This is a genomic window from Thermospira aquatica (assembly GCF_023525255.1).
In the GTDB taxonomy this organism is placed as follows: domain Bacteria; phylum Spirochaetota; class Brevinematia; order Brevinematales; family Thermospiraceae; genus Thermospira; species Thermospira aquatica.
Genome location: NZ_CP073355.1, coordinates 1600817 through 1624047, shown reverse-complemented (window position 1 = coordinate 1624047; position 23231 = coordinate 1600817). Strand labels below are relative to the sequence as shown.

Sequence of the window (23231 nt, the reverse complement as noted above, 5' to 3'; positions counted from 1 at the left end):
TCCCCTTTGGGAAAATTACCTTTTATTGTAAATTCTGTATTAAAAATTATACTGGACAAAAAGCCCAGCATCCATTCCTCCCCCCAGGGAAACCTCATAACCCACCCGCCACGAATCAAAAAAAAGCACCGTCTTTTGCCACAAGCGAACACCACTTCCCCAGGAGAATCCTCCACCAGAAAGCCATGAGAGTACACCGGCACCAACAAGTATTCTCCCCCATCCAACTCGAAAAAGGCTATCCCCAATGAACTGACCAAAAACACCATCATCCCGAGGATCAAAATCAAGAAGTGTTTGGGTTTCATTATACTCACTTATATATCCCAAAACCCCATGCAACCATACTGGCCATCCCAAAAAACTCCCTATCACCCCACCACGCCAGCCCAACGCCCCCCTACTGTAAGGAAAATAGCTAACTTCCACACCTTCAATTCGTCGCCCTGCCGAACCACGAGTCACACCCGTAGGTAACCGAAGCCCACCAAACATCACCACTCTCCATAGCATCTTCTCATCCCGAAGCACCACCCCCCGAAAATCCACCGTCACATCCCCAAGAACCACATCTGACGAAGCCCAATGCCACACAGGCACAGCGATATCCACACTGGCCTCAGCAGTAGGACTATAAAGAAACGAGATTTCATTGAGCCACAACACAGGAGAAAATTCTATCCCCATAACTTCGTAGCGCATGCACCACTGATTATCCTCACCCATGTAAAGGGGGTAGGAAAAAAAAGGGAGCATGTTACTCCATAGAGAAACATCTCCCCAGTATAAAGTTACACCTACAAACAAAAAAAGCTTACAAAACTTCATCCCACATGCTTTTTAGCAAGAGCCACCAGATCCTTCATGGCCGAAGGATTTTCCACGGCAAGATTTGCTAAAGCCTTCCGATTCAACGTCACATTTGCCTTGCGAAGGCCTTCAATAAAACGGTTATACGTCAAACCTTCCTGACGAACAAAGGCATTGATACGCACAATCCACAGAGAACGAAAATCTCTCTTTTTAAGCTTTCGATCCCTGTATTCATAAGCCATAGCGTGCATGACGGCTTCTTTTGCAGCCCTAATACGCAACTTTCGTGCGCCATGAAAACCTTTTGCTCTCTTGAGAATCTTTTTGTGCCGCTTATGTCTCACTACACTCGTTGAAACTCTCATATTTTTCCTCCAATTTTTGCCTTACAAATAAGGAACCATTTTCTCAACTCGAGATACATCACCTCTGTAAACCACAGCCTTACCACAAAGACCCCTTTTCTGCTTTGCAGACTTGTGTGTGAGAAGGTGTCTTCTATAGGCTTTCGATCTCAAAAGCTTACCTGTCCCGGACTTTGAAAAACGCTTCGCCGCGGATTTTTTTGTTTTCAGCTTGGGCATACATTATCCTCCGTTTATTTTTTCGCCTTAGGATTTAATACAAAAACAATTTGCCTTCCCTCTAGTTTTGGGGGTTTTTCTGGAGTTCCCCATTCTTTCATGGCCTCGATCACCTTGTCTGCCAGTACAAAACCCTTTTCCGTATGATCGCGCTCGCGTCCACGAAAACGGATGGTAATCTTAACCTTATCGCCTCCCTGGAGAAACTCCTGCATCTGTTTTGCCCGATAGGAAAAGTCATGATCAGCAATTGATGGCTTAAGCTTCATTTCCTTAATCTCAACAATCTTTTGATGCTTCAGTGCCTCTTTCGCCTTCTTCTCCCTCTGATAGAGAAATTTGCCATAATCAATAAGCTTACATACAGGGGGTTCTGCCTGAGGGGCAATCTCCACCAGATCAACACCTAGCTCCTCAGCCTTTGCAAGGGCTTCCTCAATGGGAACAATCCCCAGTTGCTCACCCGCTCCTGATACGAGTCTTACCTCTTTTGCCGTGATTTCCTCGTTAATCCGGAGCTTCTCTTCCTTCGCGTTAATACAAACCTCCTACCTCAAAAGTTTTCTTTAAGGACTGTATTGTAACACAAAACAGAAAAAAAATCAAATCCTAAAAGCTCTCATCAAGTCCTGGAAAACGATTTTCTTTCTCCAGTTGAGAAACAAAAAACTCCATACTCATACTTCCCTTGTCTCCTTCATCGCGATGCCTTACAGAAAGCTGCTGATTTTCCACTTCCTTCTCCCCTACAATAACCATGTAAGGAATCTGTTCGAGTTGTGCCTGACGTATTTTGTATCCCAGCTTCTCATCCGAGGTATCCACGGATACCCTGATCCCAGCCCTTTCCAGAACCTTCTTCACCTCTTTTGCATAGGAAAGGAAACGTTCCGAAACAGGAAGTATCGCCACCTGGACAGGTGCAAGCCAGAAGGGAAATTTCCCTCCATAATGCTCTATCAGGATAGCAATAAAACGTTCCAGGCTTCCCAAAATAGCCCGGTGAAGCATGATAACACGATGGGGTTTACCATCCTCTCCAACATAGGTAAGATCAAACCGTTCAGGAAGATTCATATCCAGCTGGATGGTTCCACACTGATGGGTTCTCCCGAGAGCATCCTTGAGGTGGTACTCTATCTTTGGCCCATAAAAGGCTCCTTCCCCTTCCTGAATTTTATACGAGACCCCAAACTCATCTAAAGCCGCCTTCAGACTATTGGTTGCCAACTCCCACTGCTGGTCTGTTCCCATAGACTTCTCTGGACGGGTGGAAAGTGCCGTCGAATATTCAAAACCAAATGTTTTATACACCACATCAACGAGCTGGATGATCTCCCGTATAGCATCCTTGAGTGTTTCTGGAGTCGTAAAAATATGAGCATCATCCTGGGTAAAACCCCGCACCCGAAAAAGCCCCTGAAGCACACCAGAACGCTCATAGCGATGAACCTTGCCAAACTCTGCCACTTTTAGAGGGAGATCCCGATACGAATGAAGCTCTTCTTTATACATGAGCATCCCACCGGGACAATTCATCGGCTTAATGGCGTAATTTTCTCCATCTTTTTCAAAGAAAAACATGTTTTCTTTGAAATTTTCCATATGTCCCGAAATACGCCACAGATCATCCTTGAGCATCGTGGGAGTCTCCACCTCCACATATCCCAGTCTGCGTTGATGGGCACGCATAAACTCGATAAGCGTATTTTTGAGAATTACCCCTTTGGGTTTCCAAAAAGGAAGTCCCGGCCCCTCTTCATGGAAACTAAATAATCCGAGTTCCTTGCCAAGACGCCGATGGTCCCTTTTCTTGGTTTCCTCTAACAGATAAAGATAGTTTTCTAGATCTTCTTTGGTGGCAAAGGCCGTCCCATAGATACGCGTCAACATAGGATTCTTTTCATCTCCACGCCAATACGCCCCTGCCGTATGCAGAAGCTTAAAAGCCTTGAGAAAACGGGTATTCGGAAGATGTGGACCGCGACAGAGGTCGACAAACTCTCCCTGTCGATAAAAAGAAAACCTTTCACCTTCAAGATCATGGATGATTTCTGCCTTAAACGGTTGATTGGCAGACTGACACCATGCAAGCGCGTCAGCACGACTCATTTCCTCTCGCACCACCGGAAGCTTTTCATCAACGATTTTTTTCATCTCTGCTTCGATAGCACGAAGATCCTCATCTCCCAGAGGTCTATCAAAAAGAATATCATAATAAAAACCATTCTCAATAGTAGGACCTACACCGAGTTTTGCCCCAGGATACAAGCGAAGAGCAGCCTGAGCCATGATATGGGATGCCGTATGCCGCATAATATCCAGCCCCTCAACAGAGGTTAACGTTACCATTTCCACCGTATCGTTTGCAGACAGAGAATGTCTCAAATCTGCAAGCTCCCCATTCACCTTTAATGCAATGACCTGCGAGAGAATTGGTTGAATTCCCTCTCTGGTTGCTTCATCCTGATGCTCTTTATAGTATTTTAAAATACCAAAACCATCCTGAACGTCCAGCGAAATTTTTCGCCCATCATACAATAGCTGCATATGTTACTCCTCTTTTTTTCAAGACTGGATTATTATTATAAAGCAGAAAATAAAAAAAGAAAATTTTTTGCATATTTTTGCATTTTCTCTAAGAAAAGAGATAAAAAAAGGCGACCCATCAAGGTCGCCTTGTTATTTCTGCCACTACTTTTCGATGAGTTTTCCCTTTTTAAGAGGAAGAATCTGAGAAATTTTCGGTTCAGCTGATCTGAAAAATACTGCTTCATTCAGATAGGCTACCTTGGTTTTCTGTTCTTTGTTAATGACAAGGTATTCGAGAACTATCTGATTACTCTCTACAATATCTTTCCGATCAAGAAGATAGATTTCATACCCTTTTGCCAGAGGAATCTTTGCCCCATCTACAAAACTACTCTCCACCATAGAAAGGTTGGTTGAAGAAGTGCTGAGTGCTTTATAGTATCCAACAAGCTTCGAGGCGTAAGCATCGGTAAGATTTTCCACAAGAACTCTCGAAATCCATATACCAAGAATAACTAAAACAACCAGCACGCCAGCAGCAACAAAAACCTTTACATTGTTTTTCTTTTCCATAACAAGAAAACCTCCTTTGTTTTTCTCTTCCTGTTAAAAGTATAAGGTCAAAAGGACAAAATAGCAAATTTTTTAGTTTTCTCTTTTTTAGTTGCTTTTCAGAAAGTTTTGTCTTAAAATAAAGGGAAACTAAAGGAGGACAGAATGCAAAAATACCTGCTGCTCTCACTCGTTTTATTTCTCACTATCGGAGGATGCTCTCAATCAACCTCTGTCAAAGAGGATATAAAAAAGCTTTCTCCCAATATCCTGATGGATAAAGCTGCTGAACGCTATAGTGTTTACGATTATAAAAATGCCCTGATGTACTATCAAGCTGTCCTCGACAATTACCCAGAAAGCTATGAGGATGTAGCCTGGGCTCGATATGAGATGGGGTATATCTACTACATCCAAAAAAAATACAACAAATCAAAAGAATATTTTGAAGCAGCGGCAGCTTCCAAAAATGCCCCTCATGCGGTTATCATCCTCTCAGAGATGATGCTTTCCAAACTCCCAACTCAATCCATTTCAAAATAGGAAAAAAATGTGGGAAAACGGCGAATTAAACCACATGAATACATCGGTTATCTCCTTGAAGCTATAGTAGTTATCCCTCTGAGTCTTATCGTTGCCCTTCTTCCCTGGAGGGTAGGTTACGCGCTTGCTGATGCGCTGGCAGCACTTTTCTTCAGGATAGACAAAAAAAACAAAAAATGGGCCTACGAAAATCTCAAAATTATCTTTGCTGACAACCCCCTGTCTCAAAAAGAGGCCGATGACCTCGTAAAACGCACCTACAAAAACCTTGCTCGTGGAGGATTTGAGTACTTCAAGATCTGGCAGATTAGTGCTAAAAACGCCTCTCATTTTGCCTACTTTGAAAACTATCACTACATTGAAGAATGTCTCACCCAGGGCAAAGGAATCATCGTCGTTACCTGTCATCTTGGAAATTGGGAGTACTTTGGAAGTATCGCCGCCAAAAAGGGAGTTAATCTCGCTGTTATTATCAATCGCCAATTTAATCCCTTCACCGATGCATGGCTCCGTTTCATCCGTGAAAAATGGGGCAAAATCAAATGTTTCTATAATGAAGTGGCCGATATGAAGGGTATTGTCCGTCATCTTAAGAATAACGGGGTTATTGCTATCCTGGCTGACCAGACGTATTATTTCAAACCGATCTTTGTGCCTTTTTTTGGAAAACAGAGTGCTACTGCCGATGGACCTGCTAAACTCCACTTGAGATACGACTCTCCCATTGTGATGGGTTTCAGCATCCGGGAGCCTGATGGAAGATACCGGCTTACTTTTGAAAAACCGTATATCCACCCCAAAACCAACGACTTTGAAAAAGACGTGCACGAGGTGATGACCTATATCAACTCACGGTACGAAGAATACATCCGCCGTTATCCAGATCAGTGGTTTTCACTTCTTCATCCCCGATGGGAGAGAACACGTCCAGAAGATTTTGAGAATATTGATTGGGATCCATTCTAAAAAACAAGGAGGATATCCCCATGAAACAAAACACACAGACACTTACCATTCCTCTCCGTAGCTGGGATGCCTGGTTAGGCGAAATAGGCTTTTGGGCTCTTGCTATTGTTGTCCCTTTGATGGGTCATCTCTTTCACTGGAATGTGCGCGCCGTACTCCCTATGCACTGGGTAATCATGCTGGCGGCTCTGGTTTATGGAAGAATGGGGGGTTTTGCTGCAGGACTTGTGTCTCCTCTTCTCAATACGCTCCTCACCGGTATGCCTGCTCCGGCTATGCTTTTGCCCATGACGCTTGAAATCACTACTTACGGTTTTGTTACTGGCACCCTGAGGGAAAAGCTTCGCTGGCACGGTTCGTTTTGTGTCCTGTTTGCTATCATTGCAGGGAGAAGTGTTTTTCTTGTTTATCATCTTCTTTTTCGTACGTATCAGGGTGATTTTTTGGTTTGGGCATGGAAAACGCTTCAACCAGGGCTTTTCGCCGCTCTTCTCCAGGTAATTTTACTCCCCCTGATGGCATACTTGATACTGAAGCTTCTCAATAATAAGAGTCATGCCTAAGTTTATTTTGTTGCTTTTCTTCCCGATCTTGATAGGATGGGCAGACGAGTATCAACCCTTAAGAAAGCTTTTTGATTTTGATGCTTATGAAGCACGCATCCTCTCGCTGACCAATCTTCCGGGGATAAAAGTCTTCTCTATCGGCAAAAGCCATGGAGGAAGAAATCTCTGGATGATAGAGATCACCCCTCGCCAATCATCGGATTATAACGTGCTTTTTTTGGGGAGTGCCCATCCTATCGAATGGCATGCCCAGGAAATACCCCTTCGACTTGCAGAGTATCTCGCCACCAACAGGCAAAACCTACGGGCAACCTGTTATGTGCTCCCCATTTTTAACCCCGACGGATTTGCTTATATGAGGGTTATCCCTGTTTTCTACGCCAGCAACCGAAAAAATCGCTACTTTCCACAGGAAGAAAAACGACCTCACGTGTACACAGCTGGTGTCGATCTCAACAGAAACTTCTCCTACCATTGGCAAAAAACCTCTTCCGACCCCACCCACCCCTACTACAGCGGATCTGCGCCGATGAGTGAACCAGAAACCCAGGCGCTGGATAGGTTTGTCTCTTCGGTAAAGCTTTCGTACGTCATTTCTTTTCATACCCCTGGCAACGTCGTTCAATACCCATGGGGATACACCAAAAGTCCCCAAACCAACACCCATCTCATCGCCTTTGCGCATTGGATGGCCTCAAACATCGGACGGGGATACAGAGCCCGCCAGGATAGCGCCAACTACCTCAAGCCAGGATGTGAAATTGACTGGTTCTACGGAGAAAAAAAGATCCCTGCCATACGTTTAGAAATATCCAAAAAACTTATCGATCCTGATCTTGAGGATTATCCTGCTATACAAAACGCGATAAAGGCTTTCCTCTGTCTTCCAAATCCCCATCTTCCTTAACCTTCCAATCTACAACCAAAAAACGAAAAAATACCCCACAATCAACAGCATTACCAATCAAAAAAATATAATTCCATGATACAAAATTTGCTTTTTTTTTCTTTCTGCTCTATACTTAAAGAAAGTTGAAATTTTTTATTCAAAAAATCCCTAAAAGGAGTATCCATGGCCGAAAAAAAGACCGTTGGGGATTTACTTAGCGAGGCCAGACGGGAAAAGGGGCTCTCTCTGGACGAAATAGCTCGAGAAACAAACATCTCTCGGAGTTATTTAGAAGCATTTGAAAAAAACGATTTTTCTGCTTTTCCTGCAGAAACATACATCATAGGTTTTTTAAAGACCTATGCTGAGGTTCTTGATCTGGATACCAATCTGCTTATCCAGGCCTATAGACATCAGATCCAACTTGATCACGAGATTCCTCTCGAGGAACTGGTAGGTAAACATACCCCCTGGTATGAACAAATCTCACCACAGGTATGGCGACAAATCGTTCTTGTGGTGCAGGGTATTATACTGTTTTTTGGACTTTTTGCTATCTTTTGGCAGCTTGCAACATCCTCTCCTGCCAACAGAGAGATCAACTCTCAAAATCGTTCCCATTTTGATGAAAACTCTCTCTCCCTTCTCGCAACCCAAAAGTTTAAAATTGGCCAGGAAATCTTCATCACAAATGCAAAAAAAAACACCATTCATATCGTCTTTGAGAAACAAAATCTCGACAAATCTCTGGTTTTAGAAATTAACGGCAGAAAATACACCCTCAAACAACAAGAGGTTTTTGCATTGGATACCGATGGAGACACCTTTAACGACCTGGTTCTTGAAGTATTTTCAACCAAACCAAAAGCTATCCGTATTTCAGCCTCGGTATTGCAAGCCGATCAGACGCTTGCATTCAAAAGTATCTTTGGCATCCAGTCTCAATTTATCGAGGGTCAAATAGACCACGAGAGTATCCTCTATACCGCCAATGAAGCTACAGATATCCCTATAAAAATCCAGGGAATCGATACAGGTTTTTGTCGTCTTATCATTGACAACGGCGAACCACAGGTGTTTCAGATAGAGCGCGGTTTTGAAAAAGAAATTCGCTTCAAACAGTATGTCATTCTTTCTCTAGGAAATGCAGCAGCCGTCAAGTTACTCATCAACAACCGGGAAGAGAGTGGTGGAGGATGGGGAGAAACCACCAAAAGTGTTCTCTACTGGAAAAAAGATCGTAACCGATACAACCTTGTTCGGACCTTTCTGAGATAAAAGGGGGACTTTTCTTGAAAAAGGTTTTTCTCGATGCGCTTGGCTGTCCCAAAGCCCTCGTCGACGCTGAACGAATGGCATATTTTCTGGGTACACAATCTTATACGATGGTTACTACCCCAGAAGAAGCGGACATCATCATTGTCAATACCTGTGGTTTCATTGAAGAAGCCAAAAAAGAGTCTATAGAAACCCTCCTCGGCTATGCAGAACTCAAAAAAAACAATCCAGACCTTGAAATTGTAGCCACAGGGTGTCTCACAGAGCGCTACAAAGAAAAGCTTCTTTCTCTCATCCCTGAGATAGATCACGCTACAGGCGTCAAGGATCCCTCCCTGGTGCTCAAGACCCTCTCCCAAAGCTCCTATACCGATCAAACCAACTACAGTGATATCCGATGGAAAACTGAACGTGTCCTTCAATTCTCAGGAATGGCCTATGCCTATCTGAAGATCTCCGAAGGGTGCAATCGCCAATGCGGTTTTTGTGTTATTCCTTCGATACGTGGTTCTCAAAGAAGCCGCCCCATTGAAGACATTGTTGAAGAAGCTTACTTTCTTCGAGATCAGGGAATAGAAGAACTCATCCTGATTGCGGAGGATACCTCGAGCTATGGTCTTGACCTTTATAAAGAGCGTTCCCTCACAAAACTCCTTCCAGAACTCACCAAGATAGGTTTCCCCTGGATACGTATCATGTACCTCTACCCCGAACCAGAGGTTCTCCGCATTGTCCAGATGATGAAAGATCTCCCCGGTATTGTTCCCTATATCGATATTCCCCTCCAGCATGCAAGCCCACATATCCTTGAATCCATGAAACGGGGAGGAAGTGATGGTGAATTTCTCACGTATATTGAAAACATCCGTAACATTCTTCCCGATATAAGCATTCGATCAACATTCATCCTGGGTTATCCCGGTGAACGTGACGAGGATGTGGAAATCCTTGCAAGATTCTTACAAAAAGCCGAACTGGACAGAGTAGGCTTTTTCGCTTACTCTGATGAAGAAGAAAGTTACGCCCACTCCCTTAAACCAAAAATTCCCAAAAAAAAGATCAAAGAACGCATCGCCTATGTTGCCAACATCCAGAAATCCATCTCTGAAAAACGCCTCTCCCGATTTATTGGCAAAACCCTCACCTGCATCAATGATGGGGAAAGTCGTCTCGTAAAAGGAAAACCCTACCGTTTTCTTCGAACGCCCTATGACGCCCCGGAAATCGACGGGGGAGTTTACGTCCCGGATAACGAAAATCTGGACACCCAAGTATTTCATACTGTGAAAATAGAGTCTGTAACCTCATCCTATGATCTTAAAGGGAGGATAGTATGAACGCTCGAGAATTCTGGACAATTCCAAACATTTTGACGTACATTCGGATACTTCTTATTCCCTTCATTCTTTATGGAATTTTAGTCAATACCTGGGAAAGTCTCACACTTGCTTTTGCGTTGTACGGGCTTTCGGCTCTCACAGATACCTTTGATGGTATCATCGCCCGAAAATTCCACCAATCAAGCGAATGGGGAGCGTACATCGATCCGCTCGCTGACAAGTTTCTTGTCTGGGCAGTTTACGGAGTTTTTTGTACCCTTCCCTTTTTGCATATCCCATGGTATGTGGTACTTCCTATCCTTCTGCGAGATCTCTGGGTAACATGGCTTCGGAACTATGCCAAAAAACACAACCTCGTTTTCAAAACCTCTTTTATCGCCAAAGCAAAGACAACAGCCCAAATGGTGGGCATCACCGTTATCCTGTTTTTTATGTGGGGACTAAAAACAATCTCGCATTGGGTCTACCATACTCCCATGGACTATCCACAAATTATCCAGAGGCTTAACCTCCCTGCTTTTTTACTCTATGTTTCTCTTTTTTTGACAATCCTTATTGTTCTCTTTACTCTTTATACAGGTTGGGATTATTATAAAAAAATGTCACCTGGAGGAGAAAAATGACCAGAGAAAAAAACATCAAGCATGATATTATTGATTTTGTCGTGACGGGTTTCTATACAGGGTATTTTCCTTTTATGCCCGGAACATTCGGAAGTTTAGTAGGAGTTTTTCTTTTTATTCTTCTTAGCCCTCTGGGTATATGGTTTTACCTTATCTGGGTAATGATTCTTTGTCTTGCCATTCCCATAACCACCTATGCAGAAAAGCATATCTATGCCTCCAAAGATCCCCAGGTGATTGTCATCGATGAGATTCTCGGGATGATGGCAACCCTTTTTACTTTTTCGTTTCGGGGAGATATCGAGAGTTGGGAATTTGTGATTTTTGGGTTTCTTTTCTTCAGGCTCTTTGATATTACCAAGCCAACGCCAATTGCCTCACTTCAGAAAATTAACGGTGGATTCGGGGTGATGATAGACGATCTCTTTGCTGCGTTTTACGCAAATCTGCTTCTCCAGATCATTCGATTTGCCCCCTCACTTCTTCCTCTCTAAGATGAAACCCAGACTTTCCTCCCTCCGTCAAGAGATCCTGAAACTCCTCGAAAAACAAACCTCGCTTCCCCTCTGTGCCCAGGAGATTCATAACGCGTTTCCTAACGTTCACAAAACCTCAATCTATCGGGCACTCGATTATCTTCAACAAAAGGGACTGGTGGAAAGCTTTATTCTTCCCTGTCATGAGAACGGGACACAAACCTACTATCTGGCAACTTCTCAGCATACCCATTTCTTTCACTGTGAAAGCTGCCACCGATTTTTCCCCTTACCGAAGTGTCCTCTTCCCTTGCAGGTGTTTGATCTTCCCTATCAAATTCATCAACATGTATTTTATCTGGTGGGCATTTGTCCGGATTGCCTTTCCCGTAGCAATCAAAACTCAGACGATGAAACGGTGAAAGTCCATAACGAATGATAGCTTCTCTGTGCTGCTTTGTAGGATAACCACGGTTTTTGTCCCATCCGTAATACGGATATTGGGCATGAAGTTCATCCATCAGTCGATCACGGTAAACCTTGGCAACAATAGATGCGGCAGCTATGAGAAACGACCTCTGATCTCCTTTGACAAGAGAAAGAACAGGTTTTTCAAGAGCAAGTGGCATGGCATCTACCAGAACCGCATCGTAAGGATGATGACAAGCGTAAAGAGCTTCTCCCATCGCTTTTCTGGCAGCCTGGTAGATGTTGATCCTATCGATTTCTGTATTATCAACGACACCCACACCCCAGGCCAAAAACTCCGAACAGATCCTCTCATAAAGCAGAAAGCGCTGACGTTCTGTCAGCGCTTTAGAATCATACACACCTTCAATGCAGGGCACTTTTTGCATATCCACAATAACGCATGTTGCTACAACAGGACCTGCTAATGGCCCTCGCCCTGCTTCATCAATTCCTGCCAAAAAACGATACCCCTGCCTATAAAGCTCTCTCTCATGAAGCAAAAGATCCACATCCGCAGGGACGCGAGACATGTTATACCTTCTCCTCCAGAACAGCCGAACGTCCAAAGCGACCACGGAGATAGGTGAGTTTTGCCCGGCGAACACGTCCACGACGTACAACCTCTACGCTAGCAATATAAGGTGAGTGGAAAGGAAACACCCTTTCAATGGCCACTCCATAACTGATACGTCGAACGGTAAAACTTCGACGAGGCCCGGCATTCTGGAACATGATTACCACACCTTCATAAGGCTGAATACGTTCCTTGTCTCCTTCTTTGATCTTAACATGGACACGAACGGTATCACCCACATTAAAGGGAGGAAACTTATCAAAATTATTCTGTTCTGCAAGAATAGCCTTCTCTACCTCTTCCAGACGATTGCGAGCAGGCAGTCCTGCCAACTTGGCAGCGAGAGCTTCCTGTCTGGCTTTTCTGGCTTCAGCACGTTTTTGTTTCTCTTCGAGTCTATTCTGTTTCGTGTTCTCTGCCATCTTTCCACTCCTTCACAATTTTTTGTATATCGGTTAAAAACTTCCGCATCTCTTCATTTTGCCGTCGTAAAACCTTAAGAAAAGATCCCTGTCTCTCTTTCCACAAGGGCTCATACGCTCCAAAGAGATCAGGTCTTTTCAGGTAGGTTTTCGCCAGCGCATTGTAGTGTCTCCACGCTGTCACCTGCTGATGGTGTCCACTTTTGAGGACCTCGGGAATCCCCAGACCCTCAAAATTATCGGGTTCTGTGTAGTGATCATGTTCCAGAAGCCCTGCTTCAAAACTTTCGCCCTCAACAGCTTCGGATTCCAACACTTCTCCCACAAACCTCGTTACCGCCTCTATGACACACAAGGCCGGGAGTTCACCGCCCATCAACACAAAATCCCCTATGGAGACTTCTCTATCCACATACCGACGCACAAACCGTGCATCGACTCCTTCATAGCGTGCCGCAATAAGTATCAATTGAGGAAGAACCGATAGTTCGCGTGCCATCTTTGCACTCAACCGCTCTCCCTGGGGGGACATGAGCACCACCTTTCCACCGGGTATACGGAGTTTGCGGACCGCCTCTGCCAGTGGTTCAGGACGAAACAACATCCCCTTGCCATGGCCAACTATCGGAGCATCCACCCGCCCTCCCTTAAAGGGCGAAAAATCCCGAAGCTGATGAGCCATCACTGACACTCTTTTTTCCTCAATGGCTCGCTTAAGTATGCCCTTTTGAAGATAAGCCTCTATCAACTCAGGGAATATCGTTACCACATCAAAACGCATCTTACAAAAGCTCGGCAAGATGACTGGCTTCAATCTTCTTAGCCACTCTATCCACCTTTACAAAGTACCGGGGTTCATAAGGCACTGCCAAGCTTTTCCCGCTTTTCATCCTCACAATAAAAAGCGTTCTTGGCCCCACTTCAAAAAAGTTGTCCACAACGCCAAACACTTCACCCTCATAGAGAACCTCACATCCAAGGATATCCCGGATATAAAACTCTCCCTCGGGCAATACAGGGAGGTCCTCTTCAGAGACATAGATAGCTTTTCCTACCAAAGTCTCTGCGTGGGTTCTATCCTCCATCCCGGCAACCGTAGCCACATAAGCCTTCTGGTACTCTTTGATCTCCAAAAAGGAGATCTCTTTATACCCCCCAATGGCCTTCCTGTCTTCGATATAAAAACGCGAGAAAGCCTCGAGGTCTTCTATGGTATCTACATACCACTGAACCTTGATCTGGCCCTTAAGACCGTAGGGTCTGGTAAAACGACCAATAAGAACCAGCGGTTCTTTTATCACCTCTTATGCCCTCTTTGCCTTTTTCACCAGATTTTTTACCACAGGAGTAGGAATAGCCCCTTTCTTCACCCACTCCTCATAGCGACCAAGATCAAGAGACGTTTTTCCATCCTCTGTTGGATGGTAATATCCCAAACTCTCAATATACGCACCATCTCGTGGAGCACGACTATCAACCACAACAATACGGTAGTAAGGCTGTTTTGCTTTACCCATACGGGTTAAACGAATATGGACTGCCAAAGGTAGCCTCCTCACAATTTTGTCTATGTATTATAAGGGAAATCAACAATAATGTCAAGAAATAAGTAGGAGTAAATCTGTCAAATAAATTAAAATGTCACCTTTTTATTGAAATAGAAATGTCACTTTTTTATGCCGAAACTCTACGACCATAATCATCTATTTCAAAAAAGTTCAATTCGATATTTTTCTTAAAAATATGTATACTTCCATCAAGCCAGGTTTTTAAGATAACATTGTCCCCGGGTTTTATGGCTATAGGTTGTTTCTTTTCAATCTGGTATATTCTTTTAGAAAACTTTATTGTATAATCTCTATAGACTTTGCACTCGGCCGTATAACAAACATAGTTCCTTAAGTCCTGATCAGGCATTAATGCAATATGAAAATCTTCATCCGACAGAGGTTTTTTACTAAATTTTCGGTTATTCTTTTCCCAGTAATATTCTTTCAAAAAACGATTGGCACTGTCAATATCCTTTATGTTTTTTAGTTTCATTTCTGCTATTAACCTGTCCTGATGGATCCCATTCCATCTCTCTACGCGTCCTTTTGCCTGGGGACTATGGGCATATATCATTTCTATCCCCAGCCTATGGCAGACCTCTCTCAAACTTTGTTAGAGGCAATTTCCCTGCAAGCTGTTCTTCTATGGTCGCTTCCCGTTTCGTATAGAACAGGCTTTTATAATCACAATAGATCGAATAAGGAATACCGTATTTCATTATCCAGTCAAACAAACATTGCAGCGCTACTTGTGTCGTTTCTCCTGTGTCGAAAAGACCGTAAGATGTGCCTGTAGCATCATCCACCATATTCATCAGACAGACTTCTTTGCCTGTCCCAAACCAGTCGTGAATGCTGCCGTCCATTTGAATCATTTCTCCAAAATGCTCTTTTCTCGGCCTTCTGGTACGGTGTTTCGCAGTTTTTCTTATTTTCTTCCACAATCCTGTTTCCATCATCCATAAACGAAGCGTTGATGCTCCTATTTTTATATGATGTTCCTCATAAAGCTTTTCAGCTATAAATGTCGGCTTAAAACCTTTATAATTATTCCGTACTATCTGCATAATTTTCTCTTTGATATCACTGCTAATTCTGTGATTCCCCGGTTTGCCTATTAATTTGTGATTGAGGGCTTCATCACCCTTTGATAAATATTCTTTAAAAATTCGAATAAGTTGCCTTCTGCAAATCCCCAGTATTATTGCAGCATCTTTCTGCTTGATTTTCTTGTTCTTTACCATCTCCAGTATTTTTGCCCTCTTCTGTGCTTTAAGTGTCATCGTTATCACCTCTCTCATCTGCAACCTCTCGTTTTTTTAGTTGCAGTATTTTAAAAGGTGACATTTCTATTTGCACAAAGTGTGACATTTTAAATTGTTTTCGACAGAAATAAGTAGGAGTAAATTAAAAAGTTGTCGCTATGCCAATTCTTAAAAATCCCTCCTCTACTTCTGAAGGCCACAACATCTCCGTCACCAATGAGAGAGGCAGAATATACCCCACAATCCATTTACTATACATTTGCAGATACAGAGCATAAAAGTTTTTTGCTTCCGTCCCTCTCTGAAGGTACAAAGCATACGTCCCTGCCACCGCCCCTAATGAATCAAAATACACAGGAAAGTGCTTATAACCAGCTTCGATGGGAAGTGTCCATACAACATAACCATGCCCCCCGATAAAACGCTGATAGATAGGCATATTGGTCGCTAACGACTCTAAGCCAAATAAAAAATTTCCCCTAGGGATATCCAAAGGAGAGAAAAAATCTTTACTCCCCCAACCACCAAGAACCCCCAGAGAAAGATTGTTATAAGAATAGACTGCCGTCCCGTACAAAGAGTAGTCTCCCCCATCATCACCACGAGCCTCAAGATACAGAGGACCGCGAAAGATAGGATAAGGAAATGGCACGAACGATCCATCACTCATACTCCACGTCAAGCTTGATTGGTATGTGGCCTTTCTCCCATGATCTGTGGAAAAACTCGGCTCCCACACAACAAAAAAAGCCCTATTTTGCCACAAAACCACATTTCGCGAGGCAATATCCCACTGATAAGAAAACCCTAACCTCAAAGTTTCATAATAGAGTCGGGAAGAAAAAAAGGCCGTTCCCCCCACCACCGTGGAAAAAGGATAAAAATACCGATTCTCCCACTCACCATCCAGCATAGTCCATGGAGAGTATGCTGCTCCATGATTTATCCTGGCAGAAAACGCATTTTCCTGCAACGGATCCTCGTGATAGAGCCAGAGATCATAAACCAACGATAACTGTAGCATAGAAAAAAGTACCGACGGCTCAGGATAAACAAACGGCACCCGTACCCCTGGAAAATAGTCCTGGCTTCTCCTGCCAGAACGAGAAACAAACTGGGGCGGTTCCTCCATTGGGGCAATCTCTAAAGCCACAGCCGTACTTTTCTTCATCTCTCCCTCCATTGTCACAAGAAAATGTTCCTTGTTTACCCGGATACACTGCTGAACCTCGGAAAACCTTTGAACAAGGTAGAGGGTATCGCTCGTTGCCGCTACCTTATAAAACCCTCCCAACACCTCCACACCAGAAACCCAGAGTTCCTCTGTTTGAAGTGAAAATTTTGCCACCCGTCCCAGGGTATTTTCCCCGCGGGGAAAGACCACCATCCACACTTCATTACTATACACGGAGAGCGAGGTTACCTCGTAGCGAGAGAGATCATAAAACCGTATATCCCCCTTCCCCCGTTCCCATACCCCGAGAAAAGGTCTATTAGAAACAAGCGTAATCCATACTGCCTGTTCTTCGGAAACAAAACGAGGAAACATATATTGCACGTTGGGATGAGCTGGCAAAAGCTCGTTTGTCTTCCCCTGCTCGATGAGGACCAGTTTTGACATGAGTCCTTCTGCCTGGACCCCAAGATACGTATCCCCCAAAACGTCCATATCCATAAACCGCGAGAAGAAGCCCATTTGTTTTTTCCCTTTCTTGAGAACAAAACCATCTTGGGGTTTTCCCTCCTTGCTTTTCCTCTGACGAAAAGCTCTCACATCCCCATGACCTGCGATATCTCTTCCTTCTCCTGCAAAAACCCATCCCTTTTCCTTTTGATGGTAAATCCTCTCATTTGCTTCATCAATAAGATACACCTCCTCCCCAATATTGCGGAGAGAAAGCTCATCCCCTTTATACACTACCTCATACTGAAGATTTGGACGGGAAACAGATAAAACAAATGTCGTTGCAAATTGAGCCCACTCCTCTTCTACAGAGGCTCCATACACCGACTTAAAGGTTGTATCAAAACTATAGGGCCAAAAAGCCGATGCACTCTTTTTCCAGAGCTCTGCATACTTCTCCCATCCGTAACGCTTTTGAAGATAATCACTAAAAAAACCCCCATAGATATAATGATAGTATCCCTTTTTGCCAAAGCGAAAATTTGCTACATCCGTCACATCCTCAAACTTCCGTTCAAGAAAATGCTGAACAAGCAGAGCACGATGGGAAGGCGAATTCACCCGCCCATGACCCAAAAAACTCTCTCCACTCACCGTAATCCCTTCGACCATCCACCACGGTTGTTGTAAAAGTTGAGGGGAAAGAAAATCACCATAAATAGTCGAAAGAAAATCCCACGTTGGCGTTTTCACATTCAACGAAATGGCATGCAACAATTCATGGGTAAAAAGACTCCGAAGCGCATCATCACTGGGAACGTAAAGCGGATTTTCGATATAATTATACAAAATAATCGTATTCCTTGGAAGAGAAGTAAACATACCGTTCATAGCCTCGATATGAGGGGTCAGTATCACAAGAAACGAATACGTTTTCTTTAGCCCAAGCCTTGTAAACCACTCCTCATAGATACTATCTGCCAGAGAAGCCAAACGATGGGCGGTATTTTCATCCCCCGCGGCATACAAAATCCGAAAATACTTTGTAGAAACTTCTCTCACCTCCGTACCTCGATGAAAAAGCGGACCTGCCCATCCTACCAAAGGGAGAAAAAGACAAAGAAAAAGAACGACTCTTTTCATAGAAATCCTCTCCTTTTTGCCCCTTCTTATCATTGTAATGATAGAAAAGGGATTTTGCAAAGATTTTTCAGTGTAGGGAAAATCCAAAAAGTCCATCAAACAAATGAAAAACGTCCCAAAAACTATGTCAAATCATCCTAAAAGAAAAAGTTCTCCAAGATTTTTTAAAAAGGCCAGAAGAATTTTGCGAATCTCGAGAAGGATGCTATTACCTTGTTACAGTTTTGGCCTGTTTATAAAAGACGGGCATGGAATAAGATCGATATTGATTTTTTCTTCTCACTGCGATAAGGTAATAGCAAAGGATTTTTTAGACTGTAACAGGGTAAGAGCAAACTCAAAACAATCAAGAAAGAAAGAGAAAAGCGCTATTACCCTTTTGCAGTGGGAGGTTTCCCCTCAAAAAGTAATAGCCAAGATGCTGGAAGAGTTCTCCTGCCACAAGGCAAGAGCATTGGTTATTTTTCCCTGGAACATAGGAAGAGCAACTTTCTCTTCATTCAAAGAGACAAAGATGCTCGTTAAACGTTTAACCCATCATGGAAAACTCTTTCTCTTTTACAGTCTTTTGATACCAAAGATAAAACTGTACTATAAGGAAGAGCCGTGGGAATTTTTTCTTCTCACTGCGATAAGGTAATAGCATTTTCGTGCTAATTCTGACAAACTTTTCCCTTGCTATAAGAAACCAACCTGCAACAAGGAAATACCTACCAGATTTTTTATCCTTCCTGCAAAAAGGTAATAGCTCCCTTGAGCATCGTAAATGACACGGAAGAATTACTCTCATTTCTTGCAAAAAAACACAAATCCATGTATACTAAATATCCTATTCCTTTAAATAAGGAGACATTGCCATGAAAACTCTCCCAAAAGATTTTCTCACTACCCAGGATTTTACTCCTCAGCAACTTCTTGACATCATTCATCTCGGCATCCGTATGAAACACAACAAAAAAAGATACGCCAACTCTCTCAAAGGCAAAAAACTTGCCATGATATTTGAAAAATCTTCCACCCGAACAAGGGTTTCTTTTGAAGCCGGGATCTACGAACTCGGTGGTATAGGATTTTTCTTAAGCAGTCGAGACATCCAGCTTGGGCGGGGTGAACCTATAGCCGACACAGCCCGTGTTCTCTCACGCTACGTAGATGGCATCATGATTCGCACCTTTGGCCACGAAAGGGTTGAAGAACTTGCAAAATACGCTACTATTCCCGTTATCAATGGCCTTTCCGACTGGCTTCATCCATGCCAGGCCATGGCCGATTTTCAAACCATCCTGGAGAAAAAAGGGTATATTAGAGGCATCCGTTTCTGCTACATTGGAGATGGGAACAACATGGCTCATGCGCTGGGACTCCTTGCCAGCCAGCTCGGAGCACACTTTTCTATTGCCAGCCCCAAAAACTACGAAATAGACCCAAGAATCAAAGACATGATGACACACAACGCCCAAACCTCAGGAAGTGAACTCCTCTTCACCAATAATCCAAAAGAAGCCATTCAAAACGCTGATGTGGTATACACGGACGTCTGGACCTCCATGGGTCAAGAAGAAGAATCCCAGAAACGCCTCAAGGATTTTCAAGGTTTTCAAATCAACGAAGAGCTTGTAAAATACGCTAAAAAAGATTACCTCTTCATGCACTGTCTGCCCGCGCACAGAGGGGAAGAGGTCACCGACAGTGTTATCGAGGGACCAAACTCAGTTGTCTGGGATGAGGCTGAGAACCGTCTCCACATCCAGAAGGCAATCATGTACACCCTTATGAGAGCATAAGGATGAAAATCACCGCTCTTATCACCGTTTACCGTGATCCCAGAGACCTCAAAAGCATCATTGAACGTCTCCTTTTTTTTGATTATGCCGAAAAAGAAATTATCGTCGTCGTGGATGGTCCTACCAATGAAGCTATCGAGAGTATCCTTGACCTTTATCGAAACCATATCCGTATCCACTACAACGGTATACAAAAAGGCAAGGTTATGTCTTTAAATGACGTAACCCGTACCCTTCAAACAGACGCTCTTCTCTTCATTGATAACGACATCATCTTTCCACAGGATAAATACTTTCTCAAAAAACTCGCGATCTATCTTGAAAACAACCACATCGTAGAAATGCCCAAAGAAGCCCGCGTGAATACCTTTATCTCCGCTATGATGAGCTATGAATTCATGGGATTCGTCACGGCAACCTATCTTCTCGCAAAACTTTCCGGACACTCCCCATCCATGAATGGCGCCTGTTTTGCCGTACAAAAAGCATGGTTTGACAAACTCGGTGGGTTTCGACGTGTCATCAATGAAGACATGGATTTTGCCGCACGATCCTTTATCCACCATGGTCGATTTGCTTTTCCGCCAGAGCTTAAAGTTACCAATGGGGTCTCCGACACCTTAAAAGACTGGCTTATTCAAAGAAAACGATGGGCACTCAACAACGTTCTCTGGTTTAAATGGTACTTCCTCGATGTCCTCAAAAAAAGCCTTTCCTTTCCCGCCCTTCTTCTTGCAATAGGGGTCTTTATTCTACCAATAGCGGCATATGTCCTTGCCTATATTCTTCTTCATGTATTTCGACTCAAGATTCTGGCAGCTCTTGTGATGTTAGTCTCTCATGCATGGAGTTTTACATCTGCCCTGCTCTTTAACTTTATCCAGTACAGTTTCCTTGCCGGAGGAAGTTACATCCCCTTCCTTCTTGCTCTGGGATTCACGATGGGAATCTACTGGGGAGTGGCAAAACATTTTCATATGCGATTTGTATGGTGGGAGTTTATCCTTTTTTATCTGTTTTATCTCCCGGTTTGGACATTGTTTAATCTTGTTTTTTTCCTGCTTGTTATCTTTGATGTCAAGGTACAAACCCAATGGAAAATATAGGAGCAAACCATGGCAAAGGTCTGGGAAAAAGGTGGTGAAAATCTTCATCCCCTCGTTGAATCCTACGAAGTAGGACAGGATTACCTTCTCGACGGAAAACTCTATTTTTACGAGATGGCAGCAAGTCTTGCTCACGCCGCCATGCTTTACAAGATTGGAATTCTCTCAGAGAAAGAATACCAGGACATAAAACAAACTATTATTGAACTTTTTCATCAGCATGGGAAAGAGATACCCCTCACCATCGCTGATGAAGATATCCACTCCAAACTAGAAAACCAGCTCACTGAAAAACTCCAGGAGACCGGGAAAAAACTCCATACGGGGAGAAGCCGTAACGATCAAGTCATGGTAGTCCTCAGGCTTTACGAAAAAAACCACCTTCTCTCCACCGCCCTCAAGGCCATCAACCTCCTCAAAACCATGGCTAACCTCGGCGAATCCCATTACCAGACCATTCTTCCCGGTTATACCCATACCAAACAGGCGATGCTCATGACGGTGGGATTCTGGATGGCTGGTTTTATTGAACTGGGCATGGACAATCTCTTTCACCTCGAAAACATTTACAAACTCATAGACGCCAATCCCCTTGGTACCGGAAGTGGTTTTGGTGTTCCTCTCCCTCTTGATAGGGATATGACCACTCGACTCCTGGGATTTGGTCGTATCCACTACAGTCCTCTCGCCGTTCAAAACTCACGGGGCAAGTTTGAGGCCATGATCGTTGATGCCCTCTGGAACTGGATGCTTGATGGTTCACGGCTTGCTGCTGATCTTCTCACCTGGAATATGGACGAGCTCCTCTTCATCGAAACAACAGGAGCTATCACGACGGGGAGTTCCCTCATGCCTCAAAAAAGAAATCTCGACGTCATGGAACTGGTGCGCGCCAAAGCATCGGTCGTTCAGTCCTACGCCTCCCAGATCAAAAGCATGACCACCGGTCTCCTCTCCGGCTACAATCGAGACATGCAGGAAACCAAAGAACCCCTCATGCGAAGCTTTGCCATCGTTGAAGAAACCCTCGATATCCTCTCTCTTGTTCTGGAAAATATCCGTTTCAACGAGGAGAGAATCAAAAGCCTCCTCTCCCCTGGACTCTTTGCTACCGACCTCGTTTTTCAAGCCGTTCGCAAAGGCAAACCCTTCCGGGATGCCTACCGAGAAGCGGCCAAACAAATATCCAAGCTTGAGGTCACTCCCGATCTTATACGTCAGAGTCTCGCATCCCGTATCTCCCCCGGTTCACCACTCACCTATGACTACGATGCTATTCGTGCGGAAATTCGTCGTGCTGAGGGCTTCTGGCAAAAACAATCAGAAGACTTTCAGCGTACCCTTGATGCCCTCTTTCAGTAGCACTTATTCCCATCGCCACACCGATCCCGACGGAAGTGAGTGCTTTTCAATGAGATAAAAAAGCTTCCATGCTACCAGATCAGGATCATATACCTTTTTCTGTCTCAGAACGTATCGCTCAATCCAGTCCCACAGCCAGAATAAAAAAGATCGTCTCTTAAGATAATTTTTTCTCATCTCAGTATCCATTGCCGGAGGATGAATCGCTATGGCTCTCATATTGTCTTTCCCTTTATACTCCAACGCTAACGAAGAAACAAAATGATCTACACCTGCTTTGGCTGCCCCATACACAGCCCAGAGCCGCCTGGGAGAAATCACGGAGCGACTCGAAATAAATACGAGCTGGAGAAAAGGAAACCTCCCACCAACTTTACGTAAAAAAGCTGCCGTCAACACAATGACCGAGACGGTATTGAGAATAAAATTATGTTCCACCTCTTTGTAAGAAAGATTTTTAATCTCAGTAACAGGTTGCATCTCTCCAGCATTATGAACCAAAACCACCTCTTCACTATCACCAGGTACCAGAGAAACCATCTTTTCCGCCAAAGACTCAAGCGTCTCAAGTTCTGTCAAATCCCACGGTACAAACACATAGCTTTTGCCCATTTTTTTTGCTTCCTCCTCCAGACCACCATCACTTGTTCTTGAGATGCCAATCACCCCCCACCCTGAAAACAAAAAAGCCTTCGCCAGAGACTTCCCCAGTCCACGAGAAACCCCTGTAATCACCACATATTTCATTCTCTCTCCTTAAAACAATTT

General features: G+C 43.8%; 27 protein-coding genes and 1 pseudogene. 13 read left to right on the top strand and 15 right to left on the bottom strand.

All coding sequences use genetic code 11. The features are described 5' to 3' along the window. Positions 1-39: 39 nt before the first annotated feature. From KDW03_RS07830 to KDW03_RS07805, 6 genes are all read right to left on the bottom strand, one after another. Entirely contained in the window at positions 40-702 is a 663-nt protein-coding gene (locus KDW03_RS07830) for a hypothetical protein (RefSeq protein WP_271434526.1), read from the bottom strand. Between the two features lie 122 nt (positions 703-824). Continuing rightward, positions 825-1178 carry a 50S ribosomal protein L20 gene (rplT, locus tag KDW03_RS07825; RefSeq protein WP_271434525.1) on the bottom strand — a complete coding sequence of 118 codons (354 nt, stop codon included), beginning with the start codon at positions 1176-1178 and terminating at the stop codon, positions 825-827. Between the two features lie 21 nt (positions 1179-1199). Beyond that, positions 1200-1397 (bottom strand): 50S ribosomal protein L35, encoded by a 198-nt coding sequence (gene rpmI, locus KDW03_RS07820; protein WP_271434524.1) that lies wholly within the window; start codon positions 1395-1397, stop codon positions 1200-1202. A gap of 14 nt (positions 1398-1411) precedes the next feature. Then, positions 1412-1897 (bottom strand): translation initiation factor IF-3, encoded by a 486-nt coding sequence (gene infC, locus KDW03_RS07815; RefSeq protein ID WP_408648366.1) that lies wholly within the window; start codon positions 1895-1897, stop codon positions 1412-1414. Positions 1898-2006: 109 nt separating this feature from the next. After that, positions 2007-3947 (bottom strand): threonine--tRNA ligase, encoded by a 1941-nt coding sequence (gene thrS / locus KDW03_RS07810; protein ID WP_271434523.1) that lies wholly within the window; start codon positions 3945-3947, stop codon positions 2007-2009. 144 nt (positions 3948-4091) lie between these two features. Further along, positions 4092-4502, bottom strand: coding sequence for a hypothetical protein (locus KDW03_RS07805; protein ID WP_271434522.1), 411 nt, complete (start codon positions 4500-4502; stop codon positions 4092-4094). Positions 4503-4646: 144 nt separating this feature from the next. Between KDW03_RS07805 and KDW03_RS07800 the strand changes: the two genes are divergently transcribed. The 9 genes and pseudogenes from KDW03_RS07800 to KDW03_RS12395 all read left to right on the top strand — a co-directional run. After that, positions 4647-5024: a tetratricopeptide repeat protein gene (locus KDW03_RS07800; RefSeq protein WP_271434521.1), complete on the top strand. Its 378-nt coding sequence runs from the start codon at positions 4647-4649 to the stop codon at positions 5022-5024. Positions 5025-5033: 9 nt separating this feature from the next. Then, positions 5034-5990: a lysophospholipid acyltransferase family protein gene (locus tag KDW03_RS07795; RefSeq protein ID WP_271434520.1), complete on the top strand. Its 957-nt coding sequence runs from the start codon at positions 5034-5036 to the stop codon at positions 5988-5990. 20 nt (positions 5991-6010) lie between these two features. After that, a complete protein-coding gene (locus KDW03_RS07790) occupies positions 6011-6553 on the top strand; it encodes an ECF transporter S component (RefSeq protein WP_271434519.1) in 543 nt (180 codons plus the stop codon). Then, on the top strand, positions 6546-7463 hold the full coding sequence (locus tag KDW03_RS07785) for a M14 family zinc carboxypeptidase (RefSeq protein WP_271434518.1): 918 nt from the start codon (positions 6546-6548) through the stop codon (positions 7461-7463). The genes KDW03_RS07790 and KDW03_RS07785 overlap by 8 nt, the downstream gene beginning before the upstream one ends. A 165-nt stretch (positions 7464-7628) precedes the next feature. After that, on the top strand, positions 7629-8723 hold the full coding sequence (locus tag KDW03_RS07780) for a helix-turn-helix domain-containing protein (protein ID WP_271434517.1): 1095 nt from the start codon (positions 7629-7631) through the stop codon (positions 8721-8723). A gap of 14 nt (positions 8724-8737) precedes the next feature. Then, positions 8738-10060 carry a 30S ribosomal protein S12 methylthiotransferase RimO gene (gene rimO / locus KDW03_RS07775; protein ID WP_271434516.1) on the top strand — a complete coding sequence of 441 codons (1323 nt, stop codon included), beginning with the start codon at positions 8738-8740 and terminating at the stop codon, positions 10058-10060. Beyond that, complete coding sequence (locus KDW03_RS07770) at positions 10057-10686, top strand: CDP-alcohol phosphatidyltransferase family protein (protein ID WP_271434515.1); 630 nt, start codon at positions 10057-10059, stop codon at positions 10684-10686. Before rimO ends, KDW03_RS07770 begins: the two co-directional genes overlap by 4 nt. Further along, positions 10683-11180, top strand: a complete 498-nt coding sequence (locus tag KDW03_RS07765; protein WP_271434514.1) for a phosphatidylglycerophosphatase A family protein — start codon at positions 10683-10685, stop codon at positions 11178-11180. Before KDW03_RS07770 ends, KDW03_RS07765 begins: the two co-directional genes overlap by 4 nt. Position 11181: 1 nt before the next feature. Continuing rightward, a pseudogene (locus KDW03_RS12395) lies at positions 11182-11388 on the top strand (hypothetical protein); the annotation flags it as partial. On the opposite strand, the gene KDW03_RS07760 reads toward KDW03_RS12395, so the two are convergent. The 8 genes from KDW03_RS07760 to KDW03_RS07725 all read right to left on the bottom strand — a co-directional run bounded on the left by KDW03_RS07760 (position 11351) and on the right by KDW03_RS07725 (position 18211). Further along, on the bottom strand, positions 11351-12163 hold the full coding sequence (locus KDW03_RS07760; protein WP_271434513.1) for a ribonuclease HII: 813 nt from the start codon (positions 12161-12163) through the stop codon (positions 11351-11353). The pseudogene KDW03_RS12395 and the gene KDW03_RS07760 sit on opposite strands and share 38 nt — an antisense overlap. Position 12164: 1 nt before the next feature. Further along, entirely contained in the window at positions 12165-12512 is a 348-nt protein-coding gene (gene rplS / locus KDW03_RS07755) for a 50S ribosomal protein L19 (RefSeq protein ID WP_408648365.1), read from the bottom strand. A gap of 91 nt (positions 12513-12603) precedes the next feature. Continuing rightward, positions 12604-13410, bottom strand: a complete 807-nt coding sequence (gene trmD, locus KDW03_RS07750) for a tRNA (guanosine(37)-N1)-methyltransferase TrmD (protein WP_271434511.1) — start codon at positions 13408-13410, stop codon at positions 12604-12606. Position 13411: 1 nt separating this feature from the next. Continuing rightward, the gene (gene rimM / locus KDW03_RS07745) at positions 13412-13930 is read right to left on the bottom strand and encodes a ribosome maturation factor RimM (protein WP_271434510.1); all 519 of its coding nucleotides are present in this window, start codon (positions 13928-13930) and stop codon (positions 13412-13414) included. A gap of 3 nt (positions 13931-13933) precedes the next feature. Continuing rightward, a complete protein-coding gene (gene rpsP / locus KDW03_RS07740) occupies positions 13934-14146 on the bottom strand; it encodes a 30S ribosomal protein S16 (protein WP_408648364.1) in 213 nt (70 codons plus the stop codon). Between the two features lie 157 nt (positions 14147-14303). Beyond that, positions 14304-14753, bottom strand: coding sequence for a hypothetical protein (locus KDW03_RS07735; protein WP_271434508.1), 450 nt, complete (start codon positions 14751-14753; stop codon positions 14304-14306). Between the two features lie 13 nt (positions 14754-14766). Then, entirely contained in the window at positions 14767-15480 is a 714-nt protein-coding gene (locus KDW03_RS07730) for a helix-turn-helix domain-containing protein (RefSeq protein WP_271434507.1), read from the bottom strand. A 106-nt stretch (positions 15481-15586) separates the two neighbouring features. Beyond that, positions 15587-18211 carry a hypothetical protein gene (locus KDW03_RS07725; protein WP_271434506.1) on the bottom strand — a complete coding sequence of 875 codons (2625 nt, stop codon included), beginning with the start codon at positions 18209-18211 and terminating at the stop codon, positions 15587-15589. Positions 18212-18725: 514 nt separating this feature from the next. On the opposite strand from KDW03_RS07725, the gene KDW03_RS07720 reads away from it, so the two are divergent. The 4 genes from KDW03_RS07720 to KDW03_RS07705 all read left to right on the top strand — a co-directional run bounded on the left by KDW03_RS07720 (position 18726) and on the right by KDW03_RS07705 (position 22463). Continuing rightward, positions 18726-18851, top strand: coding sequence for a hypothetical protein (locus tag KDW03_RS07720; RefSeq protein ID WP_271434505.1), 126 nt, complete (start codon positions 18726-18728; stop codon positions 18849-18851). Between the two features lie 217 nt (positions 18852-19068). Beyond that, on the top strand, positions 19069-19995 hold the full coding sequence (gene argF, locus KDW03_RS07715; protein ID WP_271434504.1) for an ornithine carbamoyltransferase: 927 nt from the start codon (positions 19069-19071) through the stop codon (positions 19993-19995). 2 nt (positions 19996-19997) lie between these two features. Continuing rightward, positions 19998-21101, top strand: a complete 1104-nt coding sequence (locus KDW03_RS07710; protein ID WP_271434503.1) for a glycosyltransferase — start codon at positions 19998-20000, stop codon at positions 21099-21101. Between the two features lie 9 nt (positions 21102-21110). Then, positions 21111-22463, top strand: coding sequence for a lyase family protein (locus tag KDW03_RS07705; protein ID WP_271434502.1), 1353 nt, complete (start codon positions 21111-21113; stop codon positions 22461-22463). 3 nt (positions 22464-22466) lie between these two features. On the opposite strand, the gene KDW03_RS07700 is transcribed toward KDW03_RS07705, so the two are convergent. Then, positions 22467-23210, bottom strand: a complete 744-nt coding sequence (locus KDW03_RS07700; RefSeq protein ID WP_271434501.1) for an SDR family NAD(P)-dependent oxidoreductase — start codon at positions 23208-23210, stop codon at positions 22467-22469. Between the last annotated feature and the right edge of the window lie 21 nt (positions 23211-23231).